Origin of the sequence: Enterobacter sp. BIDMC 27 (assembly GCF_000534415.1) — a bacterium.
GTDB classification, from domain to species: domain Bacteria; phylum Pseudomonadota; class Gammaproteobacteria; order Enterobacterales; family Enterobacteriaceae; genus Enterobacter; species Enterobacter hormaechei_C.
In genome coordinates this window covers 4,372,666-4,385,280 of sequence record NZ_KI973178.1, presented here as the reverse complement: position 1 = coordinate 4,385,280, position 12,615 = coordinate 4,372,666, and the positions used below count along the sequence as shown (strand labels likewise).

Sequence of the window (12,615 nt, the reverse complement as noted above, 5' to 3'; positions counted from 1 at the left end):
TTTATCCCATCGCACCTCTCGCGTTAACCCTTCCGTCATAAATCATTTACAATGTTCGCCTCTTGGGTGGAGGGTAAGTGGATAACGTACTGCATCAGCGTAACTGGAAACGCGCAGCGGCATTGACCGCGCTGTTTGCGATCCTGCTGATCGTCGTGGCGCCGCTGATCTCCGTCTCGCTGCAAAAAGATCCCATGAGCGCCATGCCGGGTATGCACCATGACATGAGCATGATGTCGATGGACGAGCATCATAGTGATATGCCGCATTCTATGCCAGTTGACCATGCGGAAGCATGCGGCTACTGCGTGCTGTTAGCGCATGTGCCGGGCGTGATGCTGGCGCTTATCGTTCTGCTCAGCGTGGTGTTGCAGCGGCTGCGCGTGAAACCGCCTCGTCAGGCGGTCAGCCACTGGCACTTTTTCCCCTGGCTTTACCCCGATACCCGCGCGCCGCCGCGTCGGTCTGCTTTCTCCCTTTAAAACAAAATCACTCACTTTTTGCCTTAAAAAGGAAAAGTATGACTACCTGCACTCCGCGCGCGGCATGGGGAAACCTGCTGCGTCGCCTCCATTTCTATATCGGGCTGTTTGTCGGTCCGTTTATCTTCTTCGCAGCGCTGACCGGAACGCTGTATGTCGCCACGCCGCAGCTTGAAAAGGCGCTGTACCATCATGCACTCCACACGGATGCCGTGGGTGAGGCGCAGCCTCTTGCTGAACAAATTGCCGTGGCGGAAAAGGCCGTGGGTTCAGCGCTGCGTTTACATGCTGTACGTCCGGGGCTGGAAGGGGGCGAAACGACCCGCGTGATGTTTGCCGACCCGGCGCTGGGTCCCTCCGAGCATCGGGCTATTTTTATTGATCCCACCAGCCTTGAGATTCGAGGGGATATGACCGTGTACGGCACCAGCGGGATTTTACCGCTGCGTCAGACTATCGATTATCTGCATACCTCGCTGATGCTGGGCAACATCGGGCGCCTCTATAGCGAGTTAGCCGCCTCGTGGATGTGGGTTGCTGCCCTGGGCGGGATCGCGCTGTGGTTCTACACCCGACCGAAGCGCCGTATTAACAATCGTTTCCAGAATCGTCGTCGCCTGCATGTGATCTTAGGCTGGACGTTACTGGCGGGAATGCTGCTGTTCTCAGTCACCGGGTTAACCTGGTCACAATGGGCCGGTGGCAACGTCGATAAGCTGCGTGCAGAGATGAACTGGCTGACGCCGCAGGTAAGCACCACCCTTTCCGGTGCGCCGGAAATGAGGGATGAACACGCCGAACATCGTGGTCATCACGGGGGAATGACGATGCCTGAAATGCCAGTCAAACTGTCGCTTTTTGACAACGTATTGCAGGTCGCCCGCCAGTCAGGGATTGATGCGAACAACGTTGAGATCCGTCCGGCAAGCAGGGTCGACCAGGCCTGGACGGTGACGGAAATCGATCGCCGCTGGCCTACGCAGGTTGATGCCGTTGCCGTGGATCCCCACTCACTGAAGGTGCTGGACAGCACTCGCTTCGGGGATTTCCCGCTGATGGCTAAACTCACCCGCTGGGGCGTGGATTTCCATATGGGGATCCTGTTTGGTCTGGCAAATCAGCTGCTGCTCATCGCGTTTGGCGTTGCGCTGTGTGTGTTAATTATCTGGGGATACCGGATGTGGTGGATGCGTCGCCCTGCAACGTCAGCCGCGAACCCGGTACAGACGCTCTGTCAAAGCTGGCTGGCATTGCCGCTGTGGGGAAGGGGAGTGACGTTCCTGATAAGCCTCCTGCTGGGGCTGGCGTTGCCGGTAATGGGCGTCAGTCTGGCGGTCTTTATTGTGATTGACTGGCTGCGCTGGCGAGCAGGTTCAGGCGTGTCGCTCGCCGGAACAGCCGTTAAATAGCCTTAAGGCGTGCTGATGACTACCGCAACCCGGCGGTTTTCAGCTCGCCCCTGCGCAGTGCGGTTGCTGCTGACAGGGTATTTTTTGCCTAAGCCCCGCGTAGTGAGATTGCTGCGCGGGATATTCGCGCCCTTCGCCCAGGCATCCGCCACAACATTGGCACGTTTTAACGAAAGCGCTTCGTTGTAGCTCTCTTCGCCATAGTTATCCGTATGGCCATCCATCCTGGCGTGGTTCAGACCGGTTGCCGCCAGGCGTGAGGCCATAGTCTGGATCTGCGTTTCACTTTCCGGGCGCAGCCTGGCGTCATTTTTATCAAACAGGATCTTATCCGACAGGCCCAGAGACCAGTCGCCATTCAGTTCGTTAAAGCCGTAGGATTTCATGGCCGCAATTTGCTCTGGCGTGAATTTCCCTTCAGGGGATGACTGGCATCCGGACATTACCAGTGATGCCAGTATTAACGGCGCAAAGTATCGCTTTAACATATCGTCTTCCTTTCAGGATATTGTTTTCGAACGCTGGTTTTTGACCAGATACATATTGCGATCGGCTTGCTCCAGTAATGCTTCAACGGAGGCATTTTCCCACGCCAGAGCAAAGCCAATGCTGAGGGACATTGATGCTGTGTGCCCGTTATGCAGATCAAACGGACGGATAAATTGCTGCGACAGAGCAGCGCAAATAAATTCGACCTCACGTGCGGTGTGGACGCCGTAAAGGATCATGGCAAATTCATCGCCGCCAAGACGGTAAGACTGATGACGTTTTTCGCCAAACTCGACCATCCTTTTGGCGGCTTCGATCAGTACGCAGTCACCCGCGGCATGACCCCAGGTGTCATTGATAACCTTAAAGTTATCACCGTCCAGGAAGAGCAGGGCAGAATTGGTTTTTGCTGAAGCGTCGTTCATTAATGCCGCAATGTTGTTGCGAAACGCGGCGCGGTTTGCAAGCCCCGTGAGCGGATCGTGCATGGCGGTACGCAACAGTTGAGCGTTTTTCGCCTGTAGCTTGAGCTGCCACTCTTCCATTTCATCCAGCAGGCTGTTGAAGTCTTCACCAAACTGGTGGAACTCTTCAATGCGGCCTTCCGTTACCCGGCGAGAGAAGTTGCGGTTAGTGCGAACGTCATGCACAACGTCAGTGATGTTTTGCATTTCAACAACCATGCCATGATGTAGCGAGCGAGTGATGGTCAATGCGACGGCAGAGGCAAAAAGAATGCAGCCGGTGAGGACCGCAAATGAGAGCCAGATAAAGTGGCTAATCAGGCTGTCTCGCGCGGTCAGACGAATTTCGCCAATCACATTGCCGTTATGTATGATGGGCTGTGCGACAGGAACAGGGAACAACCACCGGTTGACCAGCGCGCCCAGCGTGTCGGTATTATCCGCCGGGTTCCATGACCACCAGGCAAACCGTTTATGATGTGCGTTAAGCACTTCCGCCACGGCGAACTGCCCCTGCTTGCCGAGGGTCGCCAGCGTTTCATTTGCCGCCACGGCATCGTTGAACACCAGAGAGGCTTCAAGGCTGTGGCTCATGGTGGCGCCGGTAAGTTCGAGGTTTTTTTGCGCGTATTGCTTTAATGTCACCACGGAAGCGAAACACAGCAGCAACCATATAAACGTCATCGTTATAATGACGCTTATCATGCTGATTCGTCGCAACGTTCTTTTAAACGTCGGACGCGGTGTTGGTGCGACTTCCTTATTCATGCTTCTTATTCCGTGCGAGCATTAATACATCCGGATTGACTCTTACGCCACTGCGCGCCAGCGCATCCAGATTTACGGAAAACCTGACGAGGTTGTGCTCTATTATCAGACAAAATGCGCTGCCAATAACGCATTCAGGATTTTGTTCTGACATTAATAGCAACGCCTGGCCCTGATATTGATTTATTATTTCCTGTTGTTTTGCCGGCGACTCGCTCCCGAAATAGAGGGCATCACACCTTGCTGCGAGTGCTTCCCGATCGCTATGCACAATGACAGGACTATAGGGCAACGGGTTGTGTTCATCTTCACTGCTGAGCGCCTGTCTGTAATGGGAAGAGGCATAAATACAGAGCTTAGGCTGGCCGGACAGTGCTGGCCATCGGGTGTAGCTCACAATGCCAGAAACAATCGAACGTACTGATTTATCCGTTTCCGTGAACGAGCCTGCCGTTGCAGGGGCTACTAAAATGAACAGTATTAGCACCAGGGGGAGTCGGAGCAAAGCGATCAAGATTGCATTTCTCATCAGAATCCGCCAAACCGCCCCGGAAATAGATGTCCTTAAGAATTGTCGGCAGAATACCATTGTTTATCAAAGCCGTCATTATGTCAGAAATATCCCTGTTTTGACCTAAGCTAAATCTTACAGTGAGCTATATTCAGAGGAATTAAGGCAGGCTCAATTAAGCCTGCTGGAACGCATACTTTCATCCAATCCTTGTTGCCAGGATTCATGCAGTTTTACTGCATTTTCAGTTGCATCGCAGCTGGCAGGAAATGATTTGCCCGCTAATCCCCAGGCGTGAATAAAGCCCTCTTCGCATATTTTTTTCTGTCCGTCAGCGTAGCCACGAAGATATTCCGCTCGATCAACCTGAGGGTCATTAAAACTATCGGCCAGAGCCTGGTTATCTTTAACCGGAACACCATTCATAGCGTCTTCTTTACCGGCCGTGAACCAGTCCGGGCTGGTCCAGTCAGGCTGAAAAGTATAAGGATTGATCTGGCAACCCGACAAAATCAGCGACAACAACATAAAAGCAATTGAACGCATGGCTATTCTCCTTTTTGTGAGCATAGCCTGGCTTACAGGCATGCGTGTGTAATTTTAACTTTACGATTTTAGGCCATGACTTTTGCAATTAAAGGGTTGATGTAAAGTAATGTGTACGTATTTTGGATTGAAATCTTTACTTAATGTGATATCGTTGTGTCACCTCTTCGAGGAAAACCACTATCGCAAACGAGTTTGACAGGATCGCAATCATGCAAAAAGACGCGCTGAACAACGTACATATCACTGACGAACAGGTGTTAATCACCCCGGATCAACTGAAGGCGGAATTCCCGCTGAGCGTCGCGCAGGAAGCTCAGATTGAGCACTCGCGCCAGACCATTTCTGACATTATCGCTGGCCGCGATCCGCGCCTGCTGGTGGTATGTGGTCCTTGCTCTATTCACGATCCTGAAACCGCCATTGAGTACGCTCGTCGATTTAAAGCATTAGCGGAGGAGGTCAGCGATAGCCTCTATCTGGTGATGCGCGTCTATTTTGAGAAGCCACGTACGACCGTTGGCTGGAAAGGGTTGATCAACGATCCGCACATGGATGGCTCGTTTGATGTGGAAGCCGGCCTGAAGATTGCGCGTCGCCTGCTGGTAGAGCTGGTCAGCATGGGGCTGCCGCTGGCAACCGAGGCGCTGGATCCGAACAGCCCGCAGTACCTCGGCGATCTGTTTAGCTGGTCTGCGATTGGGGCGCGCACCACCGAGTCACAAACCCACCGCGAGATGGCGTCTGGCCTGTCTATGCCGGTTGGTTTTAAAAACGGTACCGACGGCAGCCTGGCGACGGCGATTAACGCCATGCGCGCCGCCGCCATGCCCCATCGTTTTGTCGGGATCAACCAGGCGGGCCAGGTATGCCTGCTGCAAACGCAGGGCAACCCGGACGGGCATGTGATCCTGCGCGGTGGTAAAGCGCCAAACTACAGCCCGGCGGATGTCGCGCAGTGTGAAAAAGAGATGGAACAGGCGGGACTGCGTCCGGCGCTGATGGTAGATTGCAGTCATGGTAATTCGAATAAAGATTACCGTCGCCAGCCTGCGGTTGCAGAATCTGTGATTGCTCAGATTAAAGATGGCAACCGTTCAATTATCGGCCTGATGATTGAAAGTAATATTCATGAAGGCAATCAGTCATCGGAACAGCCGCGTAGCGCGATGAAGCCCGGCGTCTCGGTCACCGATGCCTGCATTAGCTGGGAAACCACCGATGCGCTGCTGCGTGAGATCCACAAAGATTTGAACGGCCAGCTGGCGACGCGTCTGGCATAAGAGGGTAGTTATGGTTGCTGAATTGACCGCATTACGCGATCAAATTGATGAAGTGGATAAGGCGTTGCTGGATCTTCTGGCGCGCCGCATGGCACTGGTTGCTGAGGTCGGCGAGGTTAAAAGTAAATACGGCCTGCCGATTTACGTTCCGGAGCGCGAGGCCTCTATGCTCGCCTCCCGCCGTAAAGAGGCGCAGGCCTTGGGCGTTTCACCTGATTTGATTGAGGACGTCCTGCGTCGCGTGATGCGCGAGTCCTATTCCAGCGAAAACGACAAGGGCTTCAAAAGCCTCTGTCCGTCGCTGCGCCCGGTGGTTATCGTCGGTGGTGGCGGGCAGATGGGGCGTCTGTTTGAGAAAATGCTGACGCTTTCTGGCTATCAGGTGCGCATTCTGGAGAAAGAGGACTGGTCGCACGCGCCGGAGCTGATGAAAGACGCCGGAATGGTTATCGTCAGCGTGCCGATCCATGTGACGGAGCAAATAATCGCGAAACTTCCTCCGCTGCCGGAAGATTGCATACTGGTGGACCTGGCCTCCGTTAAAAATGGTCCGCTACAGGCAATGCTGGCGGCGCACACTGGCCCCGTGCTTGGGTTACACCCGATGTTTGGCCCGGACAGCGGAAGCCTGGCGAAGCAGGTAGTGGTTTACTGTGACGGACGGCAGCCGGAAGCCTACCAGTGGTTCCTGGAACAGATCCAGGTCTGGGGAGCACGTTTGCACCGCATTAGCGCGGTAGAGCATGACCAGAACATGGCGTTTATTCAGGCGCTGCGCCACTTTGCAACCTTCGCCTATGGGCTGCACCTGGCGGAAGAGAACGTTCAGCTTGAACAATTGCTGGCGCTTTCCTCGCCAATCTATCGTCTGGAGCTGGCGATGGTCGGGCGACTGTTTGCCCAGGATCCGCAGCTTTACGCCGACATCATCATGTCGTCTGAAAATAATCTGGCGCTGATCAAGCGCTATTATCAGCGTTTTGGCGAAGCGATCACCTTGCTGGAACACGGCGATAAACAAGCCTTTATCGACAGTTTCCGTAAAGTGGAGCACTGGTTCGGTGATTACGCCACGCGATTCCAGAGTGAAAGCCGCACGCTGTTGCGCCAGGCAAATGACAGTCGCCAGTAATGCGATGATGTATATACTGAAAGCCAGCAATGCTGGCTTTTACCATATATTGGGTGGATATGGTTTATCAACCACTTACATTAATACGTTAATAAAAACAATAAGTTAAAAAAAGCTGTAACCATCTGGAACCGTTTCTAATACCCCGAAGTGTGGACGCAATGTGGACACTCCGGGGGGAGCAGAATCTACAGCGATATCCCTCCTGAAAGCGGATTCAATGCAACGGCATTTTGCAGGTACTCCGGTGACAAATGCGCATAAGTCATCGTCTGCTGGATGTTTGCATGACCCAGTATTTGCTGTAATGCAATGATGTTACCCCCGTTCATCATGAAATGACTTGCGAAGGTATGACGCAAAATATGCGTTGCCTGATTTGCAGGAATATCGGGTTTAACCATTTTCAGCACCTTGCAAAAACTCACGTAATCGACGTTGAACAGATTCCCGCTGGCATTCTTCTTTATCAGCGATTCAAGCTCAGAAGAAATCGGTACAGTGCGCTTTTTTCCGTTTTTGGTTTTCAGGAATGTCACACGTCCGTTTACTATCTGTGCCGGTTTGAGTGTTGCCAGCTCTGACCACCGCCCGCCGGTACTAATCCCCAGCAGGGCAACCAGCAGATCATCACCTGTAAATGACTTAAGCAGCAGCGCAATTTCTGCTTTGTTAAGGAAAGCCATTTCAGGGTTAGCCTCTGCCAATGGTGGCAAACCATGAACGGGGTGCACCCCAGCAAACTCTTCAAGCTGAATCAGCTTCGTGAACATGCCTGATAAGCGGTACATGTCACGGTTTATCGTCGATGCGCTGACGCCCTCACTAAGCCGCTTTGAACGGTAATCCATAAGTGTTCTTTTGCTTAACCTTGTAACTGGCATGTCTCCCATATCACCAATGGTTTTAAGCAAATGGTTAAACTCCTTCGTTCCGCGCTCATGATTCTGTCCGTAATACTTCCACCATACGTCCAGCAATTCTGAAAGCGTTCTACGATCCGCTCGCTTCCCAGCCCATTCTTTGGTCTGTGCGTTCGCCAGCGTGTAGCGCTCAAAAGCCAGTGCTTCGGCTTTCCTGTCAAACTTCCGGCGAATGCGACGTCCTTCGCGTCCGCGCGGTCTAATGTCCACTTCGTAACGTCCATCATCGAGCTTCTTAATTGACATAAGAAAGCCCTCCGGTGGGGTTAAGACTATCTTGGTAACAAATAGTGAAAATGTAATGCTTATAAAGAGTTAACCAATCTTTTTCTCGGAGTGGTCTGATTTTGTTGGCTCTTGCCCATTGTGCGCGAAAGCCGGTGCGATCTGACCAGCTTGCGGGGCGGTTTTATCCGTCATTAACCAAAGGGTGTATTTCTGAAAAAGAGGAGCGTTGGTCACTCGAAGCACAACACTTAACCCTGGCTCCTTTTGTCCACTTTCGTAATTCTTGATCGTACCTAAAGCTATTCCGCTCATTTCACTGAATTTTGTCTGAGTTAACCCTTCGGCTTTCCTGATGGCTTTTAATTTTTCAAATGTCTGCATTTGACAGTAACCTATTGGTGACTTATATTCCCCATCGAGGTAATAAATGGATTACCTTTTTGGGCGTGAGTCCAGCGCCTCAGGAAGCATCCTGAACCGTTCTAAACCCGCTGGATCTGACAAGGTTAGCATGTAACCACATGAGAATGGAGTGTGTTATGGAAGCAAACGACTACGTTATCCAGTATCCGCTTGACGCGGTACACCCTGATAAATTCGCGGAATTGCTGGGAAAACCTCGCACCGCAGTAGTAGCAATGATTGAAAAAAACAAACTGCCGGTCATTGAGTTTCGCGACCCGGCAAAACCAAAAGCGCGTGCCGGTGACAAGCTTGTTTTCATTCCTGAGTTCAATCGCGGCGTGCGTGAGGCGTTTTATAACCGCCCGGCTGAACAACGTGATGCATGGTTGTTGTGGATGGGGTTATGACTATGAATGAACCACGTTGCATAGCTCAGTTACTCCGTAACGAGAGCCCGACCCCGATTAACTTCACCATCACCCACGGCCGGGGACGTAAAGGCATCATTATCCGTACCCGTAAGCCTGGTATTTTGACCGCTGTTGTTAAGCGCATTATGAAAATCAGAGAGGTGTCAAAATGGCTGTGATGACTCTTGATTTGGTACAAAAACAACCTGCCGCACTGCGCGTTGTCATCGGCAAACATCTTGCAGAAGCTCGCTGGCAGGACTCTTGCGATTTTTACAATCAGATGATGGAACGCGACCGCCTGACGGTCTGTTTTCATGCTCAGCTTAAACAGCGTCACGCGACCATGCGTTTTGAAGAAATGAACGATGTAGACCGTGAGCGTCTGGCCTGCGCGATTGACGAGCTGCGCGGTGCGTTTTCTAAACGGCGTCAGGTCGGAGCCAGTGAGTCGGCGTATATAAGTTTTCTGACAGTAAGCCAGCGCCGCACTTTATTCCTTCACGCAGGTTTAACTGAAAAGGAATTTAATCAGCCTTACTGGCGAGTTAATGAAGAGTCATGTTATTGGCGTGAGAAATTATTTCGTGCTCTACGTGAGTTATTCAGCCTCTTTGAATATGCCCCAACTATTTTGACCTCGGTTAAGCCCGAGCAATATTTGCATTAACTTAATAAAAGAAATTTTTACGCGCTTGAATGCGTGGGACATCTTTTTGTCTGGAGCCGGGTAAATGGAAAAAGAAATATCAGTTCCTCGCAGCCATATGAAAGAGCTGTTAGCGCAGGCCACCTTTGAGGCTCAGGTAGTCACCGCGACACGTTTTGCGTCTGCGCTCGATTCTCTGATAGCGCACATTTGTAAGTCTGAAATGAACCGCACGGAAATCATTGAGCTGTTGGGGAAGGAATCCGAAAAGATTCATAACTCTATTTTAAATCAACGTTAAATTAGTAAGGGGCTGTATGAGCATTAATATCGTCATTGATAATAAATTTGTAATTACCAGCGACCCATTCCAGTTTATTTTGCAGGAAAAGAAAGTCGCTAAGTCTGGCAAAAATGCCGGTAAAGAGTGGCTCGATACCATTGGCTTTTATCCAACTATCAGCAAGCTGGTTTCCGCTTTAGTGCTGCACAACATTTTAACCGGCGAAGCTCGTCAGTTTTCTGAATTAGAGAAGCAAGTCGAGCAGTTAGGTCTAAAATGTCTCGAAGCATTCACTGCTAATGGCCGTTGAGACCCGGGGGCGCGTTGCCCCCTCGCCACCCCCGCCACTACCAAAAAGCACCGGTGAGACTTTCGTCGGTGCTTATCCGTGGAACAAATCTCGCGAGGCCATTGGCCGCGACAGACCCCTTACACGTGCCGAACTCCGTCAGGTGCAAGGTGTTTTAAACCGGATTGACCGCCTGCCGTTTTTTCTGCAAACGCTGTTTACCTCGCGTTATAACTTCATCCGCCGCACAAAGAGCCCTTTGGGTGGGTTGTATTTCCTCAAAAACACGTTTGAGCGCAAGCTGTTACCGCGTCTTGAGCGTGTTAATGAGCTGTGCGGGATGAATGAATCCGCCTCGATAGGTTTTTTATCTGCGCGTGATGAATATGCACGCCTGCCGGATATGAACGACAAAGAGCTCAGGAAATTTGCGGCCAGAATAGCCTCGCAGCTCTGGAGCAGATACGAAGAATTAAGCGATGCATGGGCGCACGCTCACGGCGGCAGAGAGACCCTCTTCACTGATGAGGCGCAGGCGCATTTATATGGGAAGGTTGCCGGAGTTGCGCGCGCTTTTAACTTTACCCCGATGTACTGGAAAAAATACCGTAAGGGTCAGATGACGATCCGCATGGCATTTTCCGCTATTTCACGTCTGATTAAGGATGAGTGGTGGGTTAACCAGCTCAAGGCGCAGCGTATGCGCTGGCGCGAGGCGCTGCTCATCGCTGCCGGTGAGGTCAACAAAGACCGCTCCCCCTACGCCAGCAAAATGGCGATCCGCGATGTTCATGCGCGCCGCCTGGCTAATCTCGAATATCTGAAATCCTGCGAGCTCGAAAACAAAGTCACTGGCGAGCGTGTCGACCTCATCAGTAAGGTCATGGGGAGTATTTCTAACCCTGAAATCCGCCGCATGGAGCTGATGAACACTATCGCCGGCATTGAGCGCTATGCGGCCAGCGTTGGTGATGTTGGGATGTTTATCACGCTGACCACGCCATCGAAGTATCACCCGACGCGTCAGGTCGGCAAAGGTGAAAGCAAAACGGTACAGCTTAATCATGGCTGGAACGAAACCGCATTCACCCCGAAAGACGGGCAGCGCTATCTGTGTCGAATCTGGAGCCTGATGCGCACCGCGTTCAAAGATAACGATTTAGAGGTCTACGGGATGCGAGTTGTCGAACCGCACCACGACGGCACGCCGCACTGGCACATGATGCTGTTTTGCAAACCCGGTCAGCGTAAAGCCATTAACGAAATTATGCGTCGTTATGCCCTCAAAGAGGACGGTCATGAAAAGGGTGCGGCAAAACAGCGCTTTGAGTCACGTCATCTTAATCAGGGCGGCGCGGCGGGTTATATCGCTAAATACATTGCCAAAAATATCGACGGTTACGCGCTCGACGGCCAGCTCGACCACGACACCGGCAAGCCTCTGAAAGATACGGCCGCCGCCGTCACCGCATGGGCGTCTACATGGCGCATCCCGCAGTTTAAACCGATTGGTCTCCCTACGATGGGCGCTTACCGCGAACTGCGCAAGCTGCCGCGAGGCGTGAGTATCGCCAGTGAGTTTGACGACCGTGTCGAGGCTGTCCGGGCTGCTGCTGATGAAGGTGAATTTGACCTGTATATCATCGCGCAGGGAGGAGCAAACATTAAGCGTGATGCTCAGGCCGTCAGGGTCGCCCGTAAGGTGACGGATGAGGTCAACGAATACGAGGAAAATATCGAGAGGGTGGTCGGTATTTACGCTCCTCACCTTGGGGCTGACCGTGTGCGTGTAACCCGTACAGCCGAATGGCGCATCGTTCCAAAGGTTTTGGCCGTTGAGCCTTTGACCTTAAAAAGCGGCTTCGCCGCGCCTCGGAGTCCTGTCAATAACTGTGGAAAGCTCACCGGCGGTGACGATCCAGTTATGACCCCTACACCGTCTGAGCAAGCCGCAGCGGTGTTAAATCTGATTGATCGCGGGGTTATCGGCTGGAATGAGCCAGACGTCGTGAAGGTGCTTAACGGTGCGTTAAAAGCTGGCGCACCGCGCAAAAATCGCCAGCAAAGAAGCAATGCGCCGCTCAAAACCAGCGAGCAAGCGCCATCAGCTAGGATGACGAAATCCGAAAGGGATCGCGTCGGAAAAATTCGTTTCGATTTGGCTCAGGAAGGTATTGTCCCAGAACGATGGGAAATGGAGGTGCTTGCTCGCGGGGCGACAGTATGTTTTGGGAACAAAGTATTTAGATATCACAATCATGAGATTTGGGGGTGTGATTTTACTGCAAATGAGTAGTACTATCAGATAATTCTGTTTTTATTAGTCAATTGATTGCATTGCGAC

16 protein-coding genes are annotated in these 12,615 nt (G+C 52.0%); 10 read left to right on the top strand and 6 right to left on the bottom strand.

Going from position 1 to position 12,615, the window contains the following annotated elements:
- Window positions 1-77 precede the first annotated feature (77 nt).
- Both L463_RS02250 and L463_RS02255 read left to right on the top strand, forming a co-directional pair.
- Window positions 78-482, top strand: coding sequence for a DUF2946 domain-containing protein (locus L463_RS02250; protein ID WP_017692856.1), 405 nt, complete (start codon window positions 78-80; stop codon window positions 480-482).
- A gap of 38 nt (window positions 483-520) precedes the next feature.
- Window positions 521-1,891 (top strand): PepSY-associated TM helix domain-containing protein, encoded by a 1,371-nt coding sequence (locus L463_RS02255; RefSeq protein WP_023295267.1) that lies wholly within the window; start codon window positions 521-523, stop codon window positions 1,889-1,891.
- 2 nt (window positions 1,892-1,893) lie between these two features.
- Here the strand turns inward: L463_RS02255 and L463_RS02260 are convergent, their stop codons facing one another.
- The 4 genes from L463_RS02260 to L463_RS02275 form a co-directional block, all read right to left on the bottom strand.
- Window positions 1,894-2,379 (bottom strand): OmpA family protein, encoded by a 486-nt coding sequence (locus L463_RS02260; RefSeq protein WP_017382956.1) that lies wholly within the window; start codon window positions 2,377-2,379, stop codon window positions 1,894-1,896.
- 12 nt (window positions 2,380-2,391) lie between these two features.
- Window positions 2,392-3,612 carry a diguanylate cyclase DgcN/YfiN gene (gene dgcN, locus L463_RS02265; RefSeq protein WP_017692859.1) on the bottom strand — a complete coding sequence of 407 codons (1,221 nt, stop codon included), beginning with the start codon at window positions 3,610-3,612 and terminating at the stop codon, window positions 2,392-2,394.
- Window positions 3,605-4,141, bottom strand: coding sequence for a regulatory sequestration protein YfiR (locus tag L463_RS02270; RefSeq protein WP_015571570.1), 537 nt, complete (start codon window positions 4,139-4,141; stop codon window positions 3,605-3,607). Before L463_RS02270 ends, dgcN begins: the two co-directional genes overlap by 8 nt.
- Before the next feature lie 153 nt (window positions 4,142-4,294).
- The gene (locus L463_RS02275) at window positions 4,295-4,669 is read right to left on the bottom strand and encodes a DUF2799 domain-containing protein (protein WP_017383979.1); all 375 of its coding nucleotides are present in this window, start codon (window positions 4,667-4,669) and stop codon (window positions 4,295-4,297) included.
- A gap of 212 nt (window positions 4,670-4,881) precedes the next feature.
- Between L463_RS02275 and aroF the strand changes: the two genes are divergently transcribed.
- Both aroF and tyrA read left to right on the top strand, forming a co-directional pair.
- Window positions 4,882-5,952 carry a 3-deoxy-7-phosphoheptulonate synthase AroF gene (gene aroF, locus L463_RS02280; RefSeq protein ID WP_006811632.1) on the top strand — a complete coding sequence of 357 codons (1,071 nt, stop codon included), beginning with the start codon at window positions 4,882-4,884 and terminating at the stop codon, window positions 5,950-5,952.
- Window positions 5,953-5,962: 10 nt separating this feature from the next.
- A complete protein-coding gene (gene tyrA / locus L463_RS02285) occupies window positions 5,963-7,084 on the top strand; it encodes a bifunctional chorismate mutase/prephenate dehydrogenase (RefSeq protein WP_023295266.1) in 1,122 nt (373 codons plus the stop codon).
- Window positions 7,085-7,272: 188 nt separating this feature from the next.
- Here the strand turns inward: tyrA and L463_RS02290 are convergent, their stop codons facing one another.
- Window positions 7,273-8,253, bottom strand: a complete 981-nt coding sequence (locus tag L463_RS02290; RefSeq protein WP_023323611.1) for a phage integrase — start codon at window positions 8,251-8,253, stop codon at window positions 7,273-7,275.
- A 69-nt stretch (window positions 8,254-8,322) separates the two neighbouring features.
- On the bottom strand, window positions 8,323-8,616 hold the full coding sequence (locus tag L463_RS02295; RefSeq protein WP_023323610.1) for a helix-turn-helix domain-containing protein: 294 nt from the start codon (window positions 8,614-8,616) through the stop codon (window positions 8,323-8,325).
- Window positions 8,617-8,774: 158 nt separating this feature from the next.
- Between L463_RS02295 and L463_RS02300 the strand changes: the two genes are divergently transcribed.
- The 6 genes from L463_RS02300 (at window position 8,775) to L463_RS02325 (ending at window position 12,567) form a co-directional block, all read left to right on the top strand.
- The gene (locus tag L463_RS02300) at window positions 8,775-9,047 is read left to right on the top strand and encodes a Cox family DNA-binding protein (RefSeq protein ID WP_023295263.1); all 273 of its coding nucleotides are present in this window, start codon (window positions 8,775-8,777) and stop codon (window positions 9,045-9,047) included.
- A 2-nt stretch (window positions 9,048-9,049) separates the two neighbouring features.
- On the top strand, window positions 9,050-9,229 hold the full coding sequence (locus tag L463_RS02305; RefSeq protein WP_032627926.1) for a hypothetical protein: 180 nt from the start codon (window positions 9,050-9,052) through the stop codon (window positions 9,227-9,229).
- Window positions 9,220-9,720 (top strand): hypothetical protein, encoded by a 501-nt coding sequence (locus tag L463_RS02310; protein WP_023323608.1) that lies wholly within the window; start codon window positions 9,220-9,222, stop codon window positions 9,718-9,720. The genes L463_RS02305 and L463_RS02310 overlap by 10 nt, the downstream gene beginning before the upstream one ends.
- Window positions 9,721-9,784: 64 nt before the next feature.
- On the top strand, window positions 9,785-10,000 hold the full coding sequence (locus tag L463_RS02315) for a DUF2732 family protein (protein ID WP_023323607.1): 216 nt from the start codon (window positions 9,785-9,787) through the stop codon (window positions 9,998-10,000).
- A 16-nt stretch (window positions 10,001-10,016) separates the two neighbouring features.
- On the top strand, window positions 10,017-10,292 hold the full coding sequence (locus L463_RS02320) for a DUF5405 family protein (RefSeq protein WP_023323606.1): 276 nt from the start codon (window positions 10,017-10,019) through the stop codon (window positions 10,290-10,292).
- Window positions 10,282-12,567, top strand: coding sequence for a replication endonuclease (locus tag L463_RS02325; protein WP_047726085.1), 2,286 nt, complete (start codon window positions 10,282-10,284; stop codon window positions 12,565-12,567). The genes L463_RS02320 and L463_RS02325 overlap by 11 nt, the downstream gene beginning before the upstream one ends.
- The last annotated feature ends 48 nt before the right edge of the window (window positions 12,568-12,615 follow it).

Bases quoted from the DNA above. Each gene is read 5' to 3' on its own strand.
- L463_RS02255 (WP_023295267.1), top strand. From the start codon at position 521: ATGACTACCTGCACTCCGCGCGCGGCATGGGGAAACCTGCTGCGTCGC.
- L463_RS02260 (WP_017382956.1), bottom strand. From the start codon at position 2,379: ATGTTAAAGCGATACTTTGCGCCGTTAATACTGGCATCACTGGTAATG.
- dgcN (WP_017692859.1), bottom strand. From the start codon at position 3,612: ATGAATAAGGAAGTCGCACCAACACCGCGTCCGACGTTTAAAAGAACG.
- L463_RS02270 (WP_015571570.1), bottom strand. From the start codon at position 4,141: ATGAGAAATGCAATCTTGATCGCTTTGCTCCGACTCCCCCTGGTGCTA.
- L463_RS02275 (WP_017383979.1), bottom strand. From the start codon at position 4,669: ATGCGTTCAATTGCTTTTATGTTGTTGTCGCTGATTTTGTCGGGTTGC.
- aroF (WP_006811632.1), top strand. From the start codon at position 4,882: ATGCAAAAAGACGCGCTGAACAACGTACATATCACTGACGAACAGGTG.
- tyrA (WP_023295266.1), top strand. From the start codon at position 5,963: ATGGTTGCTGAATTGACCGCATTACGCGATCAAATTGATGAAGTGGAT.
- L463_RS02290 (WP_023323611.1), bottom strand. From the start codon at position 8,253: ATGTCAATTAAGAAGCTCGATGATGGACGTTACGAAGTGGACATTAGA.
- L463_RS02295 (WP_023323610.1), bottom strand. From the start codon at position 8,616: ATGCAGACATTTGAAAAATTAAAAGCCATCAGGAAAGCCGAAGGGTTA.
- L463_RS02300 (WP_023295263.1), top strand. From the start codon at position 8,775: ATGGAAGCAAACGACTACGTTATCCAGTATCCGCTTGACGCGGTACAC.
- L463_RS02305 (WP_032627926.1), top strand. From the start codon at position 9,050: ATGAATGAACCACGTTGCATAGCTCAGTTACTCCGTAACGAGAGCCCG.
- L463_RS02310 (WP_023323608.1), top strand. From the start codon at position 9,220: ATGGCTGTGATGACTCTTGATTTGGTACAAAAACAACCTGCCGCACTG.
- L463_RS02315 (WP_023323607.1), top strand. From the start codon at position 9,785: ATGGAAAAAGAAATATCAGTTCCTCGCAGCCATATGAAAGAGCTGTTA.
- L463_RS02320 (WP_023323606.1), top strand. From the start codon at position 10,017: ATGAGCATTAATATCGTCATTGATAATAAATTTGTAATTACCAGCGAC.
- L463_RS02325 (WP_047726085.1), top strand. From the start codon at position 10,282: ATGGCCGTTGAGACCCGGGGGCGCGTTGCCCCCTCGCCACCCCCGCCA.